The sequence below is a fragment of the Actinomadura sp. B10D3 genome (assembly GCF_039871695.1).
Classification (GTDB): domain Bacteria; phylum Actinomycetota; class Actinomycetes; order Streptosporangiales; family Streptosporangiaceae; genus Spirillospora; species Spirillospora madurae.
Window position 1 is genome coordinate 25,733 of the sequence record NZ_JBDPLY010000003.1, and the last position, 17,979, is coordinate 43,711.

General features: G+C 74.4%; 17 protein-coding genes and 1 pseudogene. 13 read left to right on the plus strand and 5 right to left on the minus strand.

Features of this window, described 5'->3' with window-relative positions; translation table 11 throughout:
• Positions 1-63 precede the first annotated feature (63 nt).
• The 9 genes and pseudogenes from ABGB11_RS06225 to ABGB11_RS06265 all read left to right on the plus strand — a co-directional run.
• A pseudogene (locus ABGB11_RS06225) lies at positions 64-381 on the plus strand (helix-turn-helix domain-containing protein); the annotation flags it as partial.
• Between the two features lie 14 nt (positions 382-395).
• Positions 396-1,694: a helix-turn-helix domain-containing protein gene (locus ABGB11_RS06230; protein WP_347629716.1), complete on the plus strand. Its 1,299-nt coding sequence runs from the start codon at positions 396-398 to the stop codon at positions 1,692-1,694.
• 88 nt (positions 1,695-1,782) lie between these two features.
• Positions 1,783-2,874, plus strand: a complete 1,092-nt coding sequence (locus ABGB11_RS06235) for a DUF5685 family protein (protein WP_347629718.1) — start codon at positions 1,783-1,785, stop codon at positions 2,872-2,874.
• 109 nt (positions 2,875-2,983) lie between these two features.
• A complete protein-coding gene (locus ABGB11_RS06240) occupies positions 2,984-3,649 on the plus strand; it encodes a copper resistance protein CopC (protein WP_347629720.1) in 666 nt (221 codons plus the stop codon).
• Positions 3,642-5,696 carry a bifunctional copper resistance protein CopD/cytochrome c oxidase assembly protein gene (locus ABGB11_RS06245; RefSeq protein ID WP_347629722.1) on the plus strand — a complete coding sequence of 685 codons (2,055 nt, stop codon included), beginning with the start codon at positions 3,642-3,644 and terminating at the stop codon, positions 5,694-5,696. Before ABGB11_RS06240 ends, ABGB11_RS06245 begins: the two co-directional genes overlap by 8 nt.
• A gap of 56 nt (positions 5,697-5,752) precedes the next feature.
• Positions 5,753-6,985, plus strand: coding sequence for a histidine kinase (locus tag ABGB11_RS06250; RefSeq protein WP_347629723.1), 1,233 nt, complete (start codon positions 5,753-5,755; stop codon positions 6,983-6,985).
• Positions 6,982-7,638, plus strand: a complete 657-nt coding sequence (locus ABGB11_RS06255; RefSeq protein WP_347629725.1) for a response regulator transcription factor — start codon at positions 6,982-6,984, stop codon at positions 7,636-7,638. The genes ABGB11_RS06250 and ABGB11_RS06255 overlap by 4 nt, the downstream gene beginning before the upstream one ends.
• Positions 7,639-7,655: 17 nt before the next feature.
• Positions 7,656-8,597 carry a TIGR03621 family F420-dependent LLM class oxidoreductase gene (locus ABGB11_RS06260; protein ID WP_347629727.1) on the plus strand — a complete coding sequence of 314 codons (942 nt, stop codon included), beginning with the start codon at positions 7,656-7,658 and terminating at the stop codon, positions 8,595-8,597.
• A 71-nt stretch (positions 8,598-8,668) separates the two neighbouring features.
• Positions 8,669-9,766: a hypothetical protein gene (locus ABGB11_RS06265; RefSeq protein ID WP_347629729.1), complete on the plus strand. Its 1,098-nt coding sequence runs from the start codon at positions 8,669-8,671 to the stop codon at positions 9,764-9,766.
• Here the strand turns inward: ABGB11_RS06265 and ABGB11_RS06270 are convergent.
• Positions 9,760-11,502 carry a hypothetical protein gene (locus ABGB11_RS06270; RefSeq protein ID WP_347629731.1) on the minus strand — a complete coding sequence of 581 codons (1,743 nt, stop codon included), beginning with the start codon at positions 11,500-11,502 and terminating at the stop codon, positions 9,760-9,762. The two genes, ABGB11_RS06265 and ABGB11_RS06270, sit on opposite strands and share 7 nt — an antisense overlap.
• Positions 11,503-11,604: 102 nt before the next feature.
• Here ABGB11_RS06270 and ABGB11_RS06275 point away from each other — a divergent pair, with 102 nt between their 5' ends.
• The 3 genes from ABGB11_RS06275 to ABGB11_RS06285 are packed head-to-tail and all read left to right on the plus strand — an operon-like array spanning position 11,605 to position 14,262.
• Complete coding sequence (locus ABGB11_RS06275; RefSeq protein WP_347629733.1) at positions 11,605-12,279, plus strand: response regulator transcription factor; 675 nt, start codon at positions 11,605-11,607, stop codon at positions 12,277-12,279.
• Entirely contained in the window at positions 12,279-13,754 is a 1,476-nt protein-coding gene (locus ABGB11_RS06280) for a HAMP domain-containing sensor histidine kinase (RefSeq protein ID WP_347629735.1), read from the plus strand. Before ABGB11_RS06275 ends, ABGB11_RS06280 begins: the two co-directional genes overlap by 1 nt.
• Positions 13,747-14,262 (plus strand): hypothetical protein, encoded by a 516-nt coding sequence (locus tag ABGB11_RS06285; protein WP_347629737.1) that lies wholly within the window; start codon positions 13,747-13,749, stop codon positions 14,260-14,262. Before ABGB11_RS06280 ends, ABGB11_RS06285 begins: the two co-directional genes overlap by 8 nt.
• Here the strand turns inward: ABGB11_RS06285 and ABGB11_RS06290 are convergent, their stop codons facing one another.
• Positions 14,263-14,979: a metal-dependent hydrolase gene (locus tag ABGB11_RS06290; protein WP_347629739.1), complete on the minus strand. Its 717-nt coding sequence runs from the start codon at positions 14,977-14,979 to the stop codon at positions 14,263-14,265.
• A gap of 141 nt (positions 14,980-15,120) precedes the next feature.
• On the minus strand, positions 15,121-15,471 hold the full coding sequence (locus ABGB11_RS06295) for a helix-turn-helix domain-containing protein (protein ID WP_347629741.1): 351 nt from the start codon (positions 15,469-15,471) through the stop codon (positions 15,121-15,123).
• 84 nt (positions 15,472-15,555) lie between these two features.
• Here ABGB11_RS06295 and ABGB11_RS06300 point away from each other — a divergent pair, with 84 nt between their 5' ends.
• Positions 15,556-16,179 carry an NAD(P)H-binding protein gene (locus tag ABGB11_RS06300; protein WP_347629743.1) on the plus strand — a complete coding sequence of 208 codons (624 nt, stop codon included), beginning with the start codon at positions 15,556-15,558 and terminating at the stop codon, positions 16,177-16,179.
• Here the strand turns inward: ABGB11_RS06300 and ABGB11_RS06305 are convergent, their stop codons facing one another.
• On the minus strand, positions 16,180-17,214 hold the full coding sequence (locus tag ABGB11_RS06305; protein WP_347629745.1) for a DNA polymerase ligase N-terminal domain-containing protein: 1,035 nt from the start codon (positions 17,212-17,214) through the stop codon (positions 16,180-16,182). It lies immediately after the preceding gene.
• A gap of 19 nt (positions 17,215-17,233) precedes the next feature.
• Positions 17,234-17,923: a helix-hairpin-helix domain-containing protein gene (locus ABGB11_RS06310; protein WP_347629747.1), complete on the minus strand. Its 690-nt coding sequence runs from the start codon at positions 17,921-17,923 to the stop codon at positions 17,234-17,236.
• Positions 17,924-17,979 lie beyond the last annotated feature (56 nt).

Consider the following 17,979-nt stretch of genomic DNA (forward strand, 5'->3'; position numbering starts at 1 on the left):
CGTGACGGGGGAGCGCGTCCGCTATAGCCTGCCCTGGTGCGAATGCGAGACTCCTCCGAGGCGGCGTGCCTGGACTCCTACGCGCGGCTGCTGGCCTCCGTGCCGGAGCGGACGCGCTCGTCCTTCCGCGCCCGGATCCTCGGCCCGCTGGAGGAGTACGACAGCAGCAGGCAGGCCGATCTCGTGCACACGCTGGAGGTCTTCCTGTCCTGCTCGGGTTCCTGGAGCCGCAGCGCGACACGGCTGCACGTCCATGTGAACACGCTTCGGTACCGAATCCGGCGAATCGAGGACCTGACCGGGCGGGACCTCGGCACACTGGAGGATCGAGTCGACTTCTTCCTCGCCCTGCGCGCGACGCGGCCGGCGAGCACCTGGTAGGCGGTGGTCACACGATGGATCGGGAGACACTGGGGCAGCGCATCCGCGCCCTGCGCATCAGGCAGGGCGTGAGCCAGGCCCAGCTCGCCTTCCCCGAGCTGTCCGACAGCTACATCTCGCTCATCGAGAGCGACAAGCGGGTGCCGGCCCCGAGCGTGGTGGAGCTGCTCGCGGCGAAGCTGAACTGCTCGGCGACCTATCTCGTCAGCGGCGTCAGCGAGGACGTGGTCGACGAGCTGCGCGTCACCCTCGACTACGCCGAGATCGCGCTCAGCAACGGCGCCGCGGCCGAGGCGCGGGCCCGGTTCGCCGAGGTGCTCGCGAGCGCCGACGCGGTGGCGCTGCCGGACATGCTGCACCAGGCCCGCTGGGGGCACGCCCTCGCGCTGGAGGCCGCCGGCGAGCTGGAGGAGGCCATCGCCGGGCTGACGGCGCTGACCCGGGAGGCCTCCGCCGAGGCCGACCTCGACCACTGGGCGAAGGTGCACGTCGCGCTGAGCCGCTGCCTGCGCGAGCGCGGCGACATCAGCGCCGGCGTGGAGGCCGCCGAGAGCGCGCTGCGGCACCTCATCGCGACCGGCGCCGACTCCACCGACGCCGCCGTGCACCTCGGCGCGGCGCTGCTGTCGGCGTTCATCGAGCGCGGCGACCTCGTCCGGGCCCGCCAGCTCGCCGGCCAGCTCGTCGAGCGGGCCGAGCGGATCGGCAGCCCCCGCGCCCGCATGGTCGCCTACTGGGAGGCCGCCTACGTCGCGGAGATCCGCGGCGAGTACGAGGAGGGCGTCGCGCTCGCCGAGCGCGCGCTCATGCTCGCGGGCGACGGCGAGGACCCGCGCAACCTCAACCGGCTCCGCGTCATCTACGCCGGGCTCCTGCTGCGGGCCCGGCCCGACCAGGCCGCCCACGCCCGCGAGCTGCTCACCCGGGTGCGCGGCGAGATCAGCGCCAGCTCGTCCGGGGAGATCGACGTCGCCTGGTGCCTGACGGAGCTGGCCCGCGCCGAGACCGCGCTCGGCCGTCCCGGCGAGGCGGTGGCGCTCGCCGAGGAGGCCATCGACCTGCTCGGGGACGCCCCGCGCCGGGCGACCGCCGGGGCGCTGACGGTGCTCGGCGAGGCGTCGGTGCGGCTCGGCCGCCGCGACCGGGCCGTCGAGGCGCTCACCCGGGCCGCGACCTGCCTGGAGGAGATGGAGTCCTCCCGGGAGGCCGCGCAGGCGTGGTTCGACCTGGCCGAGGTGCTGGCCGAGACGGGGACCGCGGAGGAGTCCCGCATGGCCGCCTACCGCCGGGCGCTCACCTGCGTCGGTGTGTAGCCGGAAATATCGGTGTGCAGCCGAAACTGTTTCGGGCTCCGCCGCGTCCATAAATAGTGCTGCGGATGCCTGAAATGGGAGAGTAGTCGTGTTCGGTGTTGTACGTCCCTGTCGGCACGTCCTGTGCGGGTCCCTGTTCAAGGACTGGATGGCCCATCTGTGCGGGCTGTGCCTGACGCTGCGGGCCGAGCACGGCCAGGCCGCGCGGCTCGTCACCAACTACGACGGGCTGCTGGTGTCGGTCCTGGTGGAGGCGCAGGCGCCGGAGCTGTCGCCGCGCCGCAAGGCCGGGCCGTGCGCGCTGCGCGGGATGCGCACCGCCGAGGTCGTCACGGCCAAGGCGCAGGGCGCACAGCTCGCCGCCGCAGCGTCCCTGCTCCTGGCGGCCGGCAAGACCCGCGACCATGTGGCCGACGGCGACGGGCCCTACGCCCGCCGCCTCGTCGCCGCGGCGGCGGGCCGGGTGGCCGGGCGGTGGGACGCCGCGGGCGGGCGCACCGGCGCCGCCGTCGGCTTCGACCCCGCGGTGCTGCGCGACGCCGTCGCGCGGCAGCCCGCCCTGGAGTCCACGCCCGGCCTCGGGCTGCTGGACCTGACCGAGCCCACCGAGACGGCCGTCGCGGCCGTGTTCGCGCACACCGCCGTCCTCGCCGGCACGGAGGGCAACGCCGGGACCCTCGCCGAGGCGGGCCGGTTCTTCGGCCGCCTCGCGCACCTCATCGACGCGGTCGAGGACCTCGCGGACGACGAGGCGGCGGGCGCGTACAACCCGCTCCTCGCCACCGGCACCGACCTCGCCGAGGCCCGCCGGTACGCCGACGACGCGCTGCACGGCCTGCGGCTCGCGCTCGCCGAGCTGGAACTGGAGAAGCCGCGGCTCGTCCGGGCGCTCCTCGACCGCGAGACGGGCCGCTCGGTCGAGCGCGCCTTCGCCCCCGAGGCCCTGGCGAAGCGCGGCCCACGGCCGCCGCGCCCCGGCTGGCCGATCCCGTGCTTCACCGGGACGCTCGTCTGCGTGACCTGCGGCGTCTTCCAGCCGGAGTGGAGCGCCCACCACGGCGAGTCCTGCGGCAACCGGTGCTGGTGCACCCGGAACTGCGACGGCTGCGACTGCTGCTGCGACGGCTGCAACTGCGACGGCTGCTGCTGCGACGGCTGCTGCTGCGGGTGCGACTGCTAGCGGCGGGCCTTCTGGCGAAACGCCCCATCGTCCGACCCGGAACGTGCCATGGTGGCGGGCTCAGTAGGGTAGACGAAGCCCTTCGACTCACTAGAGAACCCGGCCATCCATGAACATCTTCAAGCCCCGGCGGCCCGTGCGCCGTCTCGGACTCGTCGCCGCCCTCGCGCTCGCCTTCGGCACGTTCGCGGCACCGCCAGCGCTGGCCCACTCGGAGCTGGTCAGCAGCACGCCCGAGAAGGGGGCCACGGCGGCCTCCGTATCCGAGGTCAAGCTCGTCTTCAGCGACAAGATCCGCCTCGCGAAGGTCGTCGTCACCGACGGCGCGAAGAAGGAGTTCCAGGCGGGTGCCGCCGAGCGCTCCGGAACGACCGTCACGCAGAAGCTGTCGGGCCCGCTGCCCGCCGGCTCCTACACGGTGGCCTACCGGGTCGTCGGCGAGGACGGCCACCCGATCGAGAAGAACGACCTGACGTTCAGCGTGGGCGAGGGCGGTGCCGGGGCGTCCGGGGCGCCCGGCGCCGGCGGGGTCGGCGCGGAGCAGCAGACGGGCGACGCCGCCACCGCCGACGAGCAGCCGCTCAAGATCGACCAGCAGCAGGCCGAGGAGAAGAAGGACGACTCCGGCTCCGGCATGGTGCTGTGGGTCCTGATCGGCGCCGGGCTCCTCGTGGGCGCCGGCATCGGCGTCGCCATCGTGTTCCGCGCCAAGCGCACGCAGAAGCCGGCTCCGGCCGAGAGCGAGAAGGAGCAGGTGACGACCGGAAGTGAGTAGGAGCAGCCGGGCCGTCTGGGCGGGCGGCGGGGCCGCGCTGGCCGCGTCCGCCACCGCCCTGGTGGCCGGGCTCGTGCTCGGCGGCTCGGTCACCGAGAAGGTCGTCCCCGGCCTCGGCGACGCGGGGGCCCTCACCCGGTGGGGGCTGCCCGCCTCGCGGGCGGCGATGGACCTGCTGTCCGCGCTCGCCGTCGGCGCCCTGCTCGCCGCCGCCGCGTTTCTGCCGGTCGAGGGCGGGCGCGGCGCCCCGCGGCTGTCCAAGGACGCCGTCGGGTACCTGAACGCCGCTTCCTGGATCGCCGCGGGGTGGGCCGCCGCCGCGGCCGCCACCCTGGTCTTCACGGTCGCGGACGTCCTCGGCCAGCCGGCCGGGACCGTCCTCACCGGCAGCGAGCTGAGCAGCTACGTCGGCTCGCTCCCGCAGGGCACCGCCCTGATGATCGTCGTGCTGCTCGCCGTGGTCGTGGCGCTGCTGGCCCGCACCACCACCACGCCCGCCGCCGCGTTCGGCCTGCTCGCCCTGGCCGGGATCGCGCTGCTGCCCGCGCCGCTGACCGGGCACTCGGCCTCGGCCGCCAACCACTCCGTCGCGACGACCGGCGTCGCCCTGCACGTGGCCGCGGTCGCGCCGTGGGTCGGCGGGCTCGCCGTCGTCTGCGTGCACGCCCTGCTGCGCCGCGACCGGCTCCCGCTCATGGCGGACCGGTTCAGCCGCATGGCCCTGTGGTGCTACATCACCGTCGGCGTCAGCGGCCTGGTGAACGTCGTCGCCAGGCTGCCCGACCCGGCGGAACTGGTCGAGACGAACTACGGGCGGCTCGCGCTCGGCAAGATCATCGCGTTCGCGGTGCTCGGCTGGTTCGGCTGGTGGCACCGCAGCCGCACGCTGCCCGCCCTCGCCGCCGGCCGGCCGTGGTCGTTCGGCCGGTTCGCCACGGTCGAGACGGCCGTGATGGCCGCCACCATGGGCCTCGCGGTCGCCCTGGCGCGCACCGCGCCGCCCCCGCCGGCCGAGCCGGAGTCGGCGGTCAAGGCGCAGCTCGGCTACGACATGCCCCCGGAGATCACCCCGGCGCGGCTGCTGACGCTGTGGCAGTTCGACCTGTTCTTCGCCGTCCTCGTCGTCGTCCTCGCAGGCCTCTACCTGGCCGCGGTGGTCCGGCTGCGGCGGCGCGGCGACTCCTGGTCCGCCCCCCGCACCGCCTCCTGGTTCCTCGGGCTCCTGACCATGGTGGCCGTCACCCAGACCGGCGTCGCCAAGTACGCGCCGATCCTGTTCAGCGTGCACATGGCGCAGCACATGGTGCTGAACATGCTGACACCGATCTTCCTGGTCGTCGGCGCGCCGGTCACGCTGGCGCTGCGGGCGCTCAGGCCCGCCCGGATCCGCGGCGACCGCGGCCCGCGCGAGTGGCTGTCCGCCATGCTGAAGAGCCGGTACCTCCAGGTCATCGCGCACCCCGCGGTCGCGACCGTCATCTTCGTGGCGAGCACCTTCGCGCTGTACTTCACGCCGTTGTTCGAGGCCGCGATGCGCAACCACCTCGGGCACATCGCCATGACGGCGCACTTCCTGGCCGCCGGGTCGCTGTTCTTCTGGGTGCTGCTCGGCGTCGACCCGGCGCCGAGGAAGCTGCCCTACCCCGGGCGGCTCCTGCTGCTGTTCGTGACGATGCCGTTCCACGCGTTCTTCGGCATCGCGCTGATGAACATGAGCCAGGCGCTCGCCCGCGGCTGGTACGCCTCCGTCGACCCGCCGTGGGGCACGACGACGCTGCACGACCAGCACACCGGCGGCGCGATCGCGTGGGGGTTCGGCGAGGTCCCGACGTTCATCGTCCTGATCGTCCTGGCGATCCAGTGGTACCTGGACGACCAGCGGCAGGCCCGGCGCATGGACCGCAAGGCCGACCGCGCCGCGAAGGCCGGCGGGGGCGGCGAGGACGACGAGCTGGCCGCCTACAACGCCCGGCTGGCCAAGCTCGCCGAGCGCGACCGGGAGTCGGCCGGGGAACGGGCGAAACCCGGCAAACAGCCCAAGGCCTGACACGGTTCCCCCTGGCGGGGGAGGGGCCGGCGCGCCCGGTCTGCCAGGATCGGTATGTGCTCCGTGTCCTCCGGCCGCTGATCGAGCGGACGACCTGGCGGCGCTGGTCCCATCTCGTCGTGGGCGGCGCGCTGCTCATGCCGTACTGGTTCCTCGCCATGAGCCTGGCGCCGGTGCTGCGGGTCCGCGACCCCATCGTCATCATCGTGCTGATCCTGGTCGTCCTGCCGGCGGCGGCGACCTTCGTCACCGGCCTCGTGCCGACCGTGCGGCTCCTGGAGAGCTCCCTCGCCAAGGAGCTGCTCCGGGGCCCGGCGAGGGCGCTCGTGCCGGGGTCGGCCGCCTCGTGGGAGAGCCGGATCCGGGCCGGCGCGTGGTTCACGCTGCACCTGGCCACCGGCGTGGTCGTCAGCGGGCTCAGCCTGGCGGTGCCGCCGTTCGCGGTCGTGATGATCCTGGCGCCCGCGGTGACCTGGGACACCCGGTTCCTGGACTCCTGGGGCTGGGAGGACTCCTGGCACCAGTGGCCCGCGCCGCTGATCGGGACGGCGTCCCTGGCGGTGCTGCTCGCGCTGATCGTCGTGGCGGGGGCGCTGCTGTCCCGGGTGGCGCCCTGGTTCCTCGGGCCGTCGGCCGCCGAGCGGATCACCGCGATGGAGGCCGAGGCGGTCAAGCTCGCCGAGCGCAACCGGCTGGCCAGGGAACTGCACGACTCGGTCGGGCATGCGCTCAGCGTGGTGACGCTACAGGCCGGGGCGGCCGGGCGGGTGCTCGACAGCGACCCCGCGTTCGCCCGCGAGGCGCTAGGCGCGATCGAGGAGTCGGCCCGCGCCGCGCTGGAGGACCTCGACCACGTGCTCGGGCTGCTGCGCGACGACCCGTCCCGCCCGGCGCCGCAGGCCACGCTGAAGGATCTCGACCGGCTGCTGGAGCAGACGCGGATCGCCGGAGTGACACTGGACGCGGAGGTGGACCCCGACGTGGAGCACGTCCCGGCGGCGGTGTCGCGGGAGGCGTACCGGATCGTCCAGGAGGGCCTGACCAACGCGCTGCGGCACGCGGGGAGGGTCCCGGTGCGGCTGCGGCTCGGCACGGACGGGGAACGGCTGGAGGTGGAGATGAGCAATCCGCTCGGCGCCCATCGCGGCGACGGCGCCGACCACGGCGGCGGGCGCGGCCTCGGCGGCGTCCGCGAGCGCGTCACCGTGCTGCGCGGGGAGATGACCGCGGGCGCCGAGGGCGACCGCTGGCGGTTCCGCGTCTCGCTGCCGCTAAGGTCCGGAACATGACGATCAAGGTTCTGCTGGTCGACGACGAGCGGCTGATCCGGGCGGGCCTCGCCGCCATCATCGACGCCGAGGACGACCTGGCGGTCGTCGGCGAGGCGTCCGACGGGTCGGAGGTGCCGGGGGAGGTGAAGCGGCTGCGCCCGGACGTGATCCTGATGGACGTGCGGATGCCGCGGCTCGACGGCATCCAGGCGACCCGCCACATCCTGGACACCGTGCCGGAGCCGCCGCGGATCATCGTCGTCACCACGTTCGAGAACGACGAGTACGTCTACGACGCGCTGAAGGCGGGCGCGAACGGCTTCCTGCTCAAGCGGACGCGGCCGGAGGAGATCCTGCAGGCGATCCGGATGGTCGCGCACGGCGACAGCCTGCTGTTCCCGGCGGCGATCCGGGAGCTGGCGGCGCGGCACGGGACGTCCGGCGCCGGGGGCGGCGGCGCGCGCTGGCACGACCGGCTGACCGAGCGGGAGGGGGACGTGCTGCGGCTGATGGCCAAGGGCCGCTCGAACGCCGAGATCGCCCAGGAGCTGTTCGTCAGCCCGCAGACGGTGAAGACCCACGTCGGCAACATCCTCGCCAAGCTGCAGGCCCGCGACCGTACCCAGGCGGTGATCTTCGCCTACGAGACGGGCTTCATCACCCCCGGCTGATTTGACAGGGTGAGCCCATGAGGGACTTCCGGTTCGGGTTCAACGTCTTCGACATCGCCTCGCACGCCGACTTCGTGGAGCGCTGCCGCCGGGCCGAGCGCTACGGCTACTCCACCGCGCTCGTGCCCGACCACCTCGGCGCCCCGGCGCCGTTCCCGACGCTGGTCGCCGCCGCGGACGCGACCGAGCGGCTGCGCGTCGGGACGCTGGTGCTGAACGCCGGGTTCTGGAACGCGCACCTGCTCGCCCGCGAGGTCGCCACCGCCGACCGGCTCACCGGCGGGCGGCTGGAGCTCGGCCTCGGCGCCGGGCACATGAAGTGGGAGTTCGACGCGGCCGGCATCCCCTGGGAGCCGTTCGGCGCCCGCGCGGAGCGGATGACCGGGCTGATCGCGGAGCTGGGCCGGCTGTTCGGCGGCGACGGCTACGCGGCGCACCGGCCGATCGCCGAGCACTTCGGGCTGGCCGAGCTGGCGCCCGTCCAGCGGGTGGGGTTCGGCGGCTCGGGCCCGCCGCTGCTCGTCGGCGGGACCGGCGACACCGTCCTGCGGACCGCCGCCCGCCATGCCGACATCGTCGGGATCGCCGGGGCGTACCAGGTGAAGGGGCGGCCGCCGGGGACGTTCCGGCTGGGCACCGCCGCCGAGGCCGAGGAACGGGTCCGGTTCGTCCGCGAGCACGCCGGCGGGCGGGCGGACGGCATCGAGTGGAACGTGCTCGTCCAGCACGTCCAGGTCACTCCCGACCGGCGCGCCGAGGCGGAGCGGATCCACGCGGAGCGGATGCCGGAGATGCCGGTGGAGGAGATCCTGGACACCCCGTTCGTCCTCCTCGGCACCGAGGCGCAGATCGCCGAGCAGATCCGGGAGCGGCGCGAGCGGTTCGGGTTCACCTACGTCACGGTGCATTCCCCGTTCATGGACGTCCTCGGCCCGGTGATCGAACGTGCCTTCGGGTAGCGCTTACGCCCGGTTTACCTGCGAGTAGCTAGAAAAGAGACATAACCGACAGGTCCGACGATCGGGGGATCATGGACGCCGTCACCCTGTCCGAGCTGCGCAAGCCGAGGCCCTATCCGGCGGTGTCGGTGCTGATGCCGACGCACCGGTCCGGCAGGGAGAACCGCGAGGACCGGATCCGGCTGCGCAACCTGCTCGCGGAGGTGCGGCACCGGCTCCGGGACGATCCCCGGGTGGCGCCCGACGCCGCCGACCAGGTCCTGCGGGGCCTGGAGCGCGCGGCGGAGGAGGCCGGCCCGCGGCACGGCTCCGACGGGCTGGCGCTGTTCGCCGCCCCGAACGGCGAGCACCACGCGTTCACGATCGGGCAGCCCGTGGACGAGCGGGTGGTCGTCGACACCGGGTTCGCGACCCGCGACCTCGTCGCCGACTTCACCCGCACGCCGCGCTACTGGCTGCTGTCCCTGTCGGACCACCGGACGCGGCTCTGGGACGGCCTCGGCGGCGACCTGACCGAGCACACCCGCGACGGGTTCCCGCTCGCGCCCGCGCCGATCGACGAGGCGAGCGCCGGGCGGCTGGCGCGCCGACCCGCCCAGGGCGGTGACGGCGAGCGCCGCCGCCAGGCGGTGCGGGACGCGGTGGCCGCCGTCGAGCGGGTCCTCGCGCGCGACCCCCGCCCGCTGATCGTCGCCGGCGTGACCCGGCACCAGGCGCTCTTCGACGAGGTCGCCGGACCGCACGTCACCGTGGCCGGCCGCGTCGAGGGCAGCTTCGACGGCGCCCCGCCGAGCGTGCTCGCCGAGGCGGCCCGCCCGGCGCTCGCCGCCTACGAGGACCTCCGCGAGGTCGGCGTGCTGTCGGAGCTGGAGGCCGCGCGCAGCATCCAGCGCTACGCGAGCGGGCTCTGCGAGGTGGCGCGCCTGGTCGAGGAGGGGCGCGGCGAGCACCTGGTCGTCGAGCGCGGCTACTACGCGCCCGCCGTGCGGTCGGAGGGCGACCTCGTCCCGGTGGAGGGCAAGCCCGGCGTCCTCAAGGGCGCGGACGTCGTCGACGACGCCGTGGACGACGTGATCGAGACGACGCTGGAGTACGGCGGCGAGGTCACCTTCGTCTCGGACGGCTTCCTGGTCGACCACGACCGCATCGCCCTGGTGACGCGCTACTGATCCGCGTCCCCGCAGGAGGGGGCGTGCCAGCTCACCCAGCCGATCGACCACGTGCGCTCCTCGTGCGGCCGCCAGCCCGCGGGGCGGGCGGGCCATGAGCGCGCGGGCGGCCTCCCGTCCGGCAGGGGGACCAGCACGGTGCACACGCCCGGCGCGGGAGGCCGCCCGTCCCGGATGTCGACGGTGCCGACGCGCGTCCACCACACCGGATGGTGGAGTGCGGTCCTGACCGCCCAGTGCAGCGACCTGTCCGCGACGACGCCGCCCGCCTCCGGGCCGGGGAACGGCGGCGCCGGGCGGGCGCGCCGCGCCGGGAGCCCCAGGGCGAAGGCCAGCGCGGCGGCGTTGACGGCGGCCAGTGCGGCGGCCGTCACCGGCACTGCCTGCCGCCTGCCCAGCCTGGACGACGCGGCCAGCCCGCAGAGCAGGACGCAAGCGGCGAGCGTCGTCGCGCGCAGGTGCAGCGCGCCGCGGTCGCCGGCCAGGAACGTGACCTCGGGGAAGTCGAACGCGATGAACGTGTGCGTGCGGAGCCGCGCGCCCGCGTAGGCGGCGACCCAGAGCCCGGTGACCACCGCCAGGAGTGCAGAGGCCGCCGCCAGCCCGATCGCCGTCCGCATGCCGGCCCGCATGAGCGCGGCGGCGCCGGCGAGGGCGTAGACGAGCGCGAGGCAGGACAGGTACCGCCCGTAGGCGAAGTTGCCGACGCGGTGCTCGTCCGGGAGCGCCGCCGACGAGGCGTACGCGATCGCGCAGGTGGCGGCGAGCAGCACGCCCGCCATGAGCCGGTCGGCCGCCGGAGCACGCCGCCGCAGGAGCATCGCGGTGACGGCGGCGAGGCCCGCCCCGCCGAGGCCCCAGGTGGAGACCACCAGGTACCAGAGCTGGCCGGCGGCTCCCGACAGCGCCCACGCCTGCCCGGGAACCGTGGTGAGCCGCGACTCCAGGATCCCGGCGAGGTCCCGTGCGCCGCCCGGATACAGCTCGGCGCGGACGGAGGCGTTCAGCGCCGCCCCGGCCGCGTACCCGGCGATCCCCGCCGCGCACCCGGGCCAGGCGGCGCGGATCCGCCGGCGCCGGGCCACCGCCGTGACGGCAAGCGCGGCGACGTGGACGGCGAGGAGGACCATCCCGCGGGTGTGCACGGTCGCCGCGTAGGCCGCGATCAGGCTCGCGGTCGCCGCATCCACGGTGCGGCCGCTCCGCACGAAGCGGTCGAGGGCGAGCAGCCAGGCGAGGACGACCGCCGGCAGCACGGCGTCCGCGAGCGCGAAGGCGCCGAAGAACGTCGTGGCGGGCAGCGATGCCGCCCCGAAGGCGAGCGGGAGGGCGGGCCGCCGGGCGAGACCGAGCCGGCGCGCCGCCGCGTACCCGAGCGGGAACAGCGCCGCGCCCAGCAGCGCGTTGATCACCATGACGATCGTGTAGACGGTCGCCGGGTCGTGCGACGTCCAGTACGCCGGCACCAGCAGCAGCGGGTACCCGCCCTGGTAGAGGGTGTTCCCCGAGAGGTCGGCCCCCGGCCCGCCGGCCAGCCAGCGGGCGGCGACCAGGTAGCCGGTCTCGTCCGGGTTCGCGGCCGGCGCCGTCCGGGCCCAGGCGGACCAGAACCGCGCCGCCGCCTGCGCGAGGAACCCGGCCGCGAGCAGCCACGGCAGGGCGCGGGAAGGACGGAGGGCGGGCCGCGGGGGAGCCGGCCGGACGTCCTGGAAGGGCGGAACGAGCGCGAGCGTCATGCGCCCCACGGTTCCGCCGCGCTGTCATGATCTTGTGGCGGCGATGTCCGGATCTCGTGACACAGCGCGCCGGGAGGTGCACGGGCGCCCAATAATGTCCAGGTGGCGAGCATTCTGTTTATCGAGGATGATCCGTCCGCCCGGACGGCCCTGGAGCTGGCGCTGACCCGCCAGGGGCACGGCGTGACCTCCCGGTCCACCGGCGAGGACGGGCTGGACGCGCTGCGGGCGCGGCGCCCCGAGATCGCGATCCTGGACGTGATGCTGCCCGGCATCGACGGGATCGAGGTGTGCCGGCGCATCCGCCGGGAGGACGCGCTCCCGGTGATCCTGCTGACCGCGCGCGGCGACGACCTCGACATCGTCCTCGGGCTGGAGGCGGGCGCCGACGACTACGTGGTGAAGCCGGTGGAGCCGCGTGTCCTGGACGCCCGGATCCGCGCCGTCCTGCGCCGCGCCGACCGCACCCGCCTCGACCGGTCCGTCCACGGGGACCTCGTCATCGACCGGACCTCGCTGAAGGTCACCAAGGCGGGCACCGACCTGCGCCTGACGCCGACCGAGCTGCGGCTCCTGCTGGAGCTGACCCGCCGTCCCGGCCAGGCCCTCACCCGCCAGCACCTCCTCGCCGAGGTGTGGGAGCACACCTATCCCGGCGACTCCCGGCTCGTCGACGCCTGCGTCCAGCGCGTCCGCGCCAAGATCGAGGACGAGCCGGCCGAGCCGCGGCTGATCGAGACCGTCCGGGGCTTCGGCTACCGCTTCACCGCGCCGTGATGCGCGGTCTGCGGTTCACCGGGCTGCGGGCACGGCTCGCCGCGGCCTTCGTCGCCGTCGCGCTCCTGGCGTCCGTGCTCGCGTCCGGCATGTCCTACGTGCTGCTGCGCCGGGCGATGCTGCAGCGCGCGCAGGACGCGGTGCTGGCCGACGTCCGCGGCACGCTCGCCCAGAACGTCCCGGAGAAGATCCCGCCGGACTCGCAGGTCACCCTCGGCGCGGACCTGAAGGCGGCCCTCGACATGGAGGGACGCAAAGTGGCGGTGGTTCCCGCCGGGCTGCGGGGGCCCGTCCTCCTCCCGCCGCCCGGGTCCCTCGACGTCCCGGTCAGCGAGGAGTTCGCACGGCGCGCGATGCGCGGCCTCGTCTTCCAGCGCATCGTCGTCAAGGACCGGTCGGCCGCCGCGCATCCGTACCTGCTGGTCGGCGCGCACGTCACCGGCTACGCCACGACATGGGACGAGCCGGAGCGCCAAACCCCGCCGCTGGTCTTCGTCTCGGTGAGCCTGGGCCGGGAGGCCGCCGACCTGCGCCTTTTCACCAGGGTCCTCGCGACCGCCGACGCGCTGGCGCTGCTGTCGGCGCTCCTGCTCGCGCTGCTGGCGACCCGCGGGGTGCTGCGGCCGGTGCGCCGCCTGGGCGCGGCGGCCCGCGCCCTCGGCGAGGGCGAGCTGGGGAGCCGGGTGCGGGTCAGCGGCCGGGACGAGCTGGCCGACCTCGCCCGCACCTTCAACGGCACCGCGGAGACGCTCGAACGGACGGTCACGGAACTGCGCGCGATGGAGGAGGCGTCCCGCCGGTTCGTCGCCGACGTCTCGCACGAGCTGCGCACCCCGCTCACCTCGATGATCGCGATGACCGGCGTGCTGGCCGAGGAGGCCGCGGGCTCGCCCGACGGCGGCGCCGCGGAACTCGTCGCGGACGAGACGCGCCGGCTCGGCCGGCTGGTCGAGCATCTGATCGAGATCAGCCGGTTCGACGCCGGCGCGGCCGCGCTCGTCCTGGACGGGGTGGATCTCGCGGCCGCCGTCGCAGGCACGCTGTCGGCGCGCGGCTGGACGGGCGAGGTGGAGGTCGAGGGGCCGGACGGCCTGGCCGCCCGGGTCGACCCGCGCCGCCTCGACGTCATCGTGGCGAACCTGGTCGGGAACGCGCTCGGGCACGGCGGCCCGCCGGTCTCGGTGCGCTTCGGCGAGGGAGACCGCGCGGGCGTTCCGGGCGTGGAGATCGTGGTCGCCGACCGGGGGCCCGGTATCCCGGCGGACCTGCTCGCCGTGGTCTTCGACCGGTTCGTCAAGGCGGAGGCGGCCCGTTCCCGCAGCGACGGCAGCGGCCTCGGGCTGTCGATCGCGAAGGAGAACGCCGTCCTGCACGGCGGCGCACTGGAGGCGGCCAACAGGGCGGACGGGGGAGCGGTGTTCACACTGTGGCTGCCCGCCCGCTCCGAGGACGCGGACGGGAGACGCGATGCGTAGGGCCATCGCGGCGGTGCTCGCGGCGGCGGCCGTCGCGGCGACGCTCGGCTGCGGCGTGCGGCCGACCGGCATCCTCAGCGCGGGCACCAAGCCGATCGCCAACGGGCGGGCGTCCACCATGACGCTCTACCTGGTGCGGGAGGCGCGGCTGGTCAAGGTCGTCCGGCCGGGGCTGCCCGGCCATCCCTACCTGTCCCTGTCGCAGCTCGCCGTGCCCGTCACCGTCGGCGAGCGCCGCCAGGGCCTGCACACCGAGGTCCGCGGCCCGGGCGGCCTCTGGCCGTACCTGGCGGAGCGGAGCGTGCTGGTCGTCCGGCTCGCCGATGTCCGGTTCGGCGCGGACGGCGCCGTGCGGTCGGGAGGCCGCTGGTCCCGCATCGCACTGGCGCAGGTGGTGTGCACCGCGCAGGCCGCTCCCGGCGTGTCCGATGTGCAGATCATGAACGAGGCGGACCCGGACGCGAGGGAGACGACGAACTGCGACCGGTTCTCCGATCTGCTCGGCTGATCAGCCCCGGGTGAGCCACTGGGCGGTGGCGTCGCCGAGGACCGAGCGGACGGCGAGGATCGCGATGCCGAGGGACAGGAACGGCATCACCACCCAGCGCTCGACCTTGCCGTCCGTCCTCGGGATGACGGGGACGTCGATCCGCCAGGGCAGCGGCCAGAACACCGGGCATCCCCGCGGCGTCAGGCAGTCGCCGGCGACGTGCGCCAGGCACCCGAGCGTGACCGCGAACCCGACGAAGCTCATGTCGAGGTTGTGCATCAGCCAGACCGCGATGAGCGCGAGCGCGCAGTCGGCGAGGGCGGACTGCGGCTCCTTGCCCTCGAAGTCGAGGCCGACGCCGCGCAGCCCCAGCCCGACGATCATGAAGAGGCAGGCCCACCAGGCGTACACGTAGTGGGTGGCGAGGGCGTCCATCGCCCAGCCGATGCCGACCGCGAACAGGATCGAGTGGGTCGCCTGCCGGTGCCCGCCCGACACCTTGCCGATCCACTTGCACATGTGGCCGGTGATCGGCCCGAAGGTGTTGGCGATGCGCCCGTTGTGGTGGTCGATGTCGGGCAGGATGGCCGCGCCCGCGCACACCACGGCGCCGGCGGCGATCTGCTCCACCGACAGCGAGACCGCGTGGTCGCCGAGCAGCCGCTCCTGCGCGATCACCGGGACGGCCGCCAGCCATGCCAGCGCGCCGCTCAGGGCGTGCGTCTTGCCCATCATGTGCTGTTCCCCCGCCTTTCAGCGCGTACCGCCGCCCGTCTCAGGGCGGGACTCTATTCCGCTCCTGATCGTTTTCAGCGGCGACGCGCCGTACGGGGTGCCGTGTCCCTTTGATGCGGGGCGCGGCCCGCCGGTTCCGTGCTAGCCGGCGTGCCTCTCGCGGGCGGACACGACCGCCTCGACGTTCTCCTCGGCCCAGTCGCTGACGGCCTTGATCGGCGTCTGGAGCGAATGACCGAGCGGGGTGAGGGCGTACTCGACGCGCGGCGGGACCTCGGCGAAGACCGTCCGGGTGAGGAGGCCGTCACGTTCCATCGCGCGGAGCGTCTGGGTGAGGACCTTGGGGGTGACGCCGCCGATCGTGTCGCGCAGCTCGGTGAACCGGCGCGGCCCGCCGGCCAGGAGGAGCACGACGAGGACCGACCACTTGTCGCCGATGCGGTCCAGGATCAGCCGGGTCGGGCAGTTCGGGTCGAACGCGTCACCTCTCATGGTTTCCATAGGGTACCAATGGCACGTTGAAGTAACCAGTATCCGATGGATACCGTCACGTTCGACGACATCGGAGGAGGTCACATGAGGATCCTGCTGATCGGCGCGACCGGCATGATCGGGCGGCGGATCGCCGCCGAGGCGCGCGAGCGCGGCCACGAGGTCACCGGCGTCACCCGCACCGGGAACGAGGGGACGGCCGCCGCGCAGGCGAGCGACGCCGCCGCGATCGCCCGGCTGGCCGCGGGCCACGACGCCGCCGTGCTGACCGTCCCGCCGCCCCGGGACGGCTCGGAGACGACGGGGCCGCTGCTGGCCGTCACCCGCGGCGTGCTCGACGGCCTGCGGCGGGCCGGCGTCCGGCGCCTGATCGTGGTCGGCGGCGCGGGCAGCCTGGAGGCCGCCCCGGGCGTCCGGCTCGTGGACACCCCCGAATTCCCCGCCGTCTACAAGGCCGAGTCGCTCGCGGCGGCCGAGCAGCTCGGCGTCATCCGGGCCGAGGCCGGCGACCTGGACTGGACGTACATCTCGCCGTCCGCGGTCATCGAGCCCGGCGAGCGCACCGGCACGTTCCGCGTGGGCGGCGACCAGCTCCTCACCGACGCCGAGGGCGCCAGCAGCATCAGCGCCGAGGACTACGCCGTCGCGCTGGTCGACGAGCTGGAGAAGGGCGAGGCCGTCCAGCGCCGCATCACGGTCGGGTACTAGCTACGACGGGATGAAGCGCCAGGCGTCCGACTCCTCGCCGGGCGCGTAGGGGGAGTCGAGGCGCTTGGCGACCACGCCGGGCAAACCCTGCTCGCGGGCCGCGTCCCGGACGGCGCCGCCGTCGCCCGGGAACCAGGGGGCGGTCTGCCACAGCCGCCCCGACAGCCCGAGGTCGTCGAGCCGCTCCCGCCGTTCCCGGTAGGGGACGTCCAGCAGCGGCCGGCCGTCCAGGTGCGGCAGGTCGTAGATCATGTACGTCTCGCGGCCGTCCAGGACGGCCCGCTCCCCGTCGAGCACCGCGGGCCGGGCCCCCAGCTCGGCGCCGAGCCGGGAGCCCAGCCCGCCGGGGCCGTCGACGGCCCGGCCCCGCTCGTCGGTGAACCGCGTCCGGCCGCCCTCGACGTAGGCGAGCATCCGCCTGCCGCCCCACGCGAACTCGAACCCCCACGCCTCCTGGTCGCGCGGCAGCCGCGCCTTCTCGACCGGGCGCATGGGCCGCAGCGACTCCGGCAGCGGCTCGGCGTCCGGATCCTCCGGCGGGTCCATCCGGTGGATCATCCAGTTCCGGCCCCGCGTCCTGAACAGCACGTACCGGCCGGACACGCGCGAGCCGTGGATGACCACCTTCACCTCGCGCTCGGACCACTTCTCCGTCTCGTACGTCCCGCGGTCCCAGATGATCATCTTTCCGGCGCCGTACTCGCCGCGCGGGATCTCGCCCTCGAAGGAGGCGTACTCCAGCGGATGGTCCTCGGTGTGCACGGCCAGGTGGTTGGTGTCGGGGCTCCACGGCAGGCCCTTCGGGACGGCCCAGGAGACGAGCACGCCGTCGCGTTCGAGGCGCAGATCCCAGTGCAGGCTGCTCGCGTGGTGCTCCTGGACGACGAACGTGTCGTCGTCACCGTGCGGCAGGGCCTTCTCGTCCGGGACCGGCTCCGGCGTCCTCCCGGCGTCCCGCCTGCCCCGGTACTCGGCGAGCCGGTCGCCCTCGCGCGCGGGGGGCTTCGCGTTGTTCTCCGGCTTCTTCGGGCTCACGCCGGGTGCATACCCGCGATCAGCGGATGAAGACGGCGTAGTCGGCCACGTCGCCGGTGAGGGACGGCGGCAGCCCCGCCACCGCCGACAGCTCCTCGGCGGACATGAACCCGCCCGTCTCCGCGCGCACCCGCTCGATCTTCGCCGCGAGCTCCGGGGTGATGCCGGGCAGCAGCGTCAGCGCCTCCGCGGGGGCGTGGTTGACGTCGATCAGCCCGCCGTCGTTGTACTGGCGCGGCAGGTCGGGGCGTCCGATGCGCAGCTCTTTGGCGAGGCCCGGGTCGGACGCGGCCAGCTCGCGCGCCTTCTCCCGCAGCAGCCGCCGGCGCTTGACCCGCTCGACGACGGCCTCGTTGTCCACCGCCGACAGCCCGTGCGGATCGAACACCCGGCGCCGGATCAGGAACGCGTGCCCGCAGCCGACCACCGCCAGCAGGAACAGCAGCACCCCGACGGCCCGCTCGGTGCCCTCCTCCTCGCCGATGTCCGGCAGCAGGGCCAGCATCAGCGCGAACACGCCCGCGTACACGGCGGTCGACACCAGCAGATGCATGCTCCGCCGCCACAGCAGCGCCGCCGCGAAGGTGAACGGCGTGGCGTACCCGAGGGTCAGGAAGGGCAGGGCCGCCCACGTCACGCTCAGCGCCGCGCGTCCGGGGGGCATGCTGTCGGACGGAACCCTCGGCTCGTACGGCGCTGGGGCGTTCATCTCCAGAGGGTCTCCCGGCCGGAAGTGGGGGCGAATCGGACTCTAGATCAAGAGAT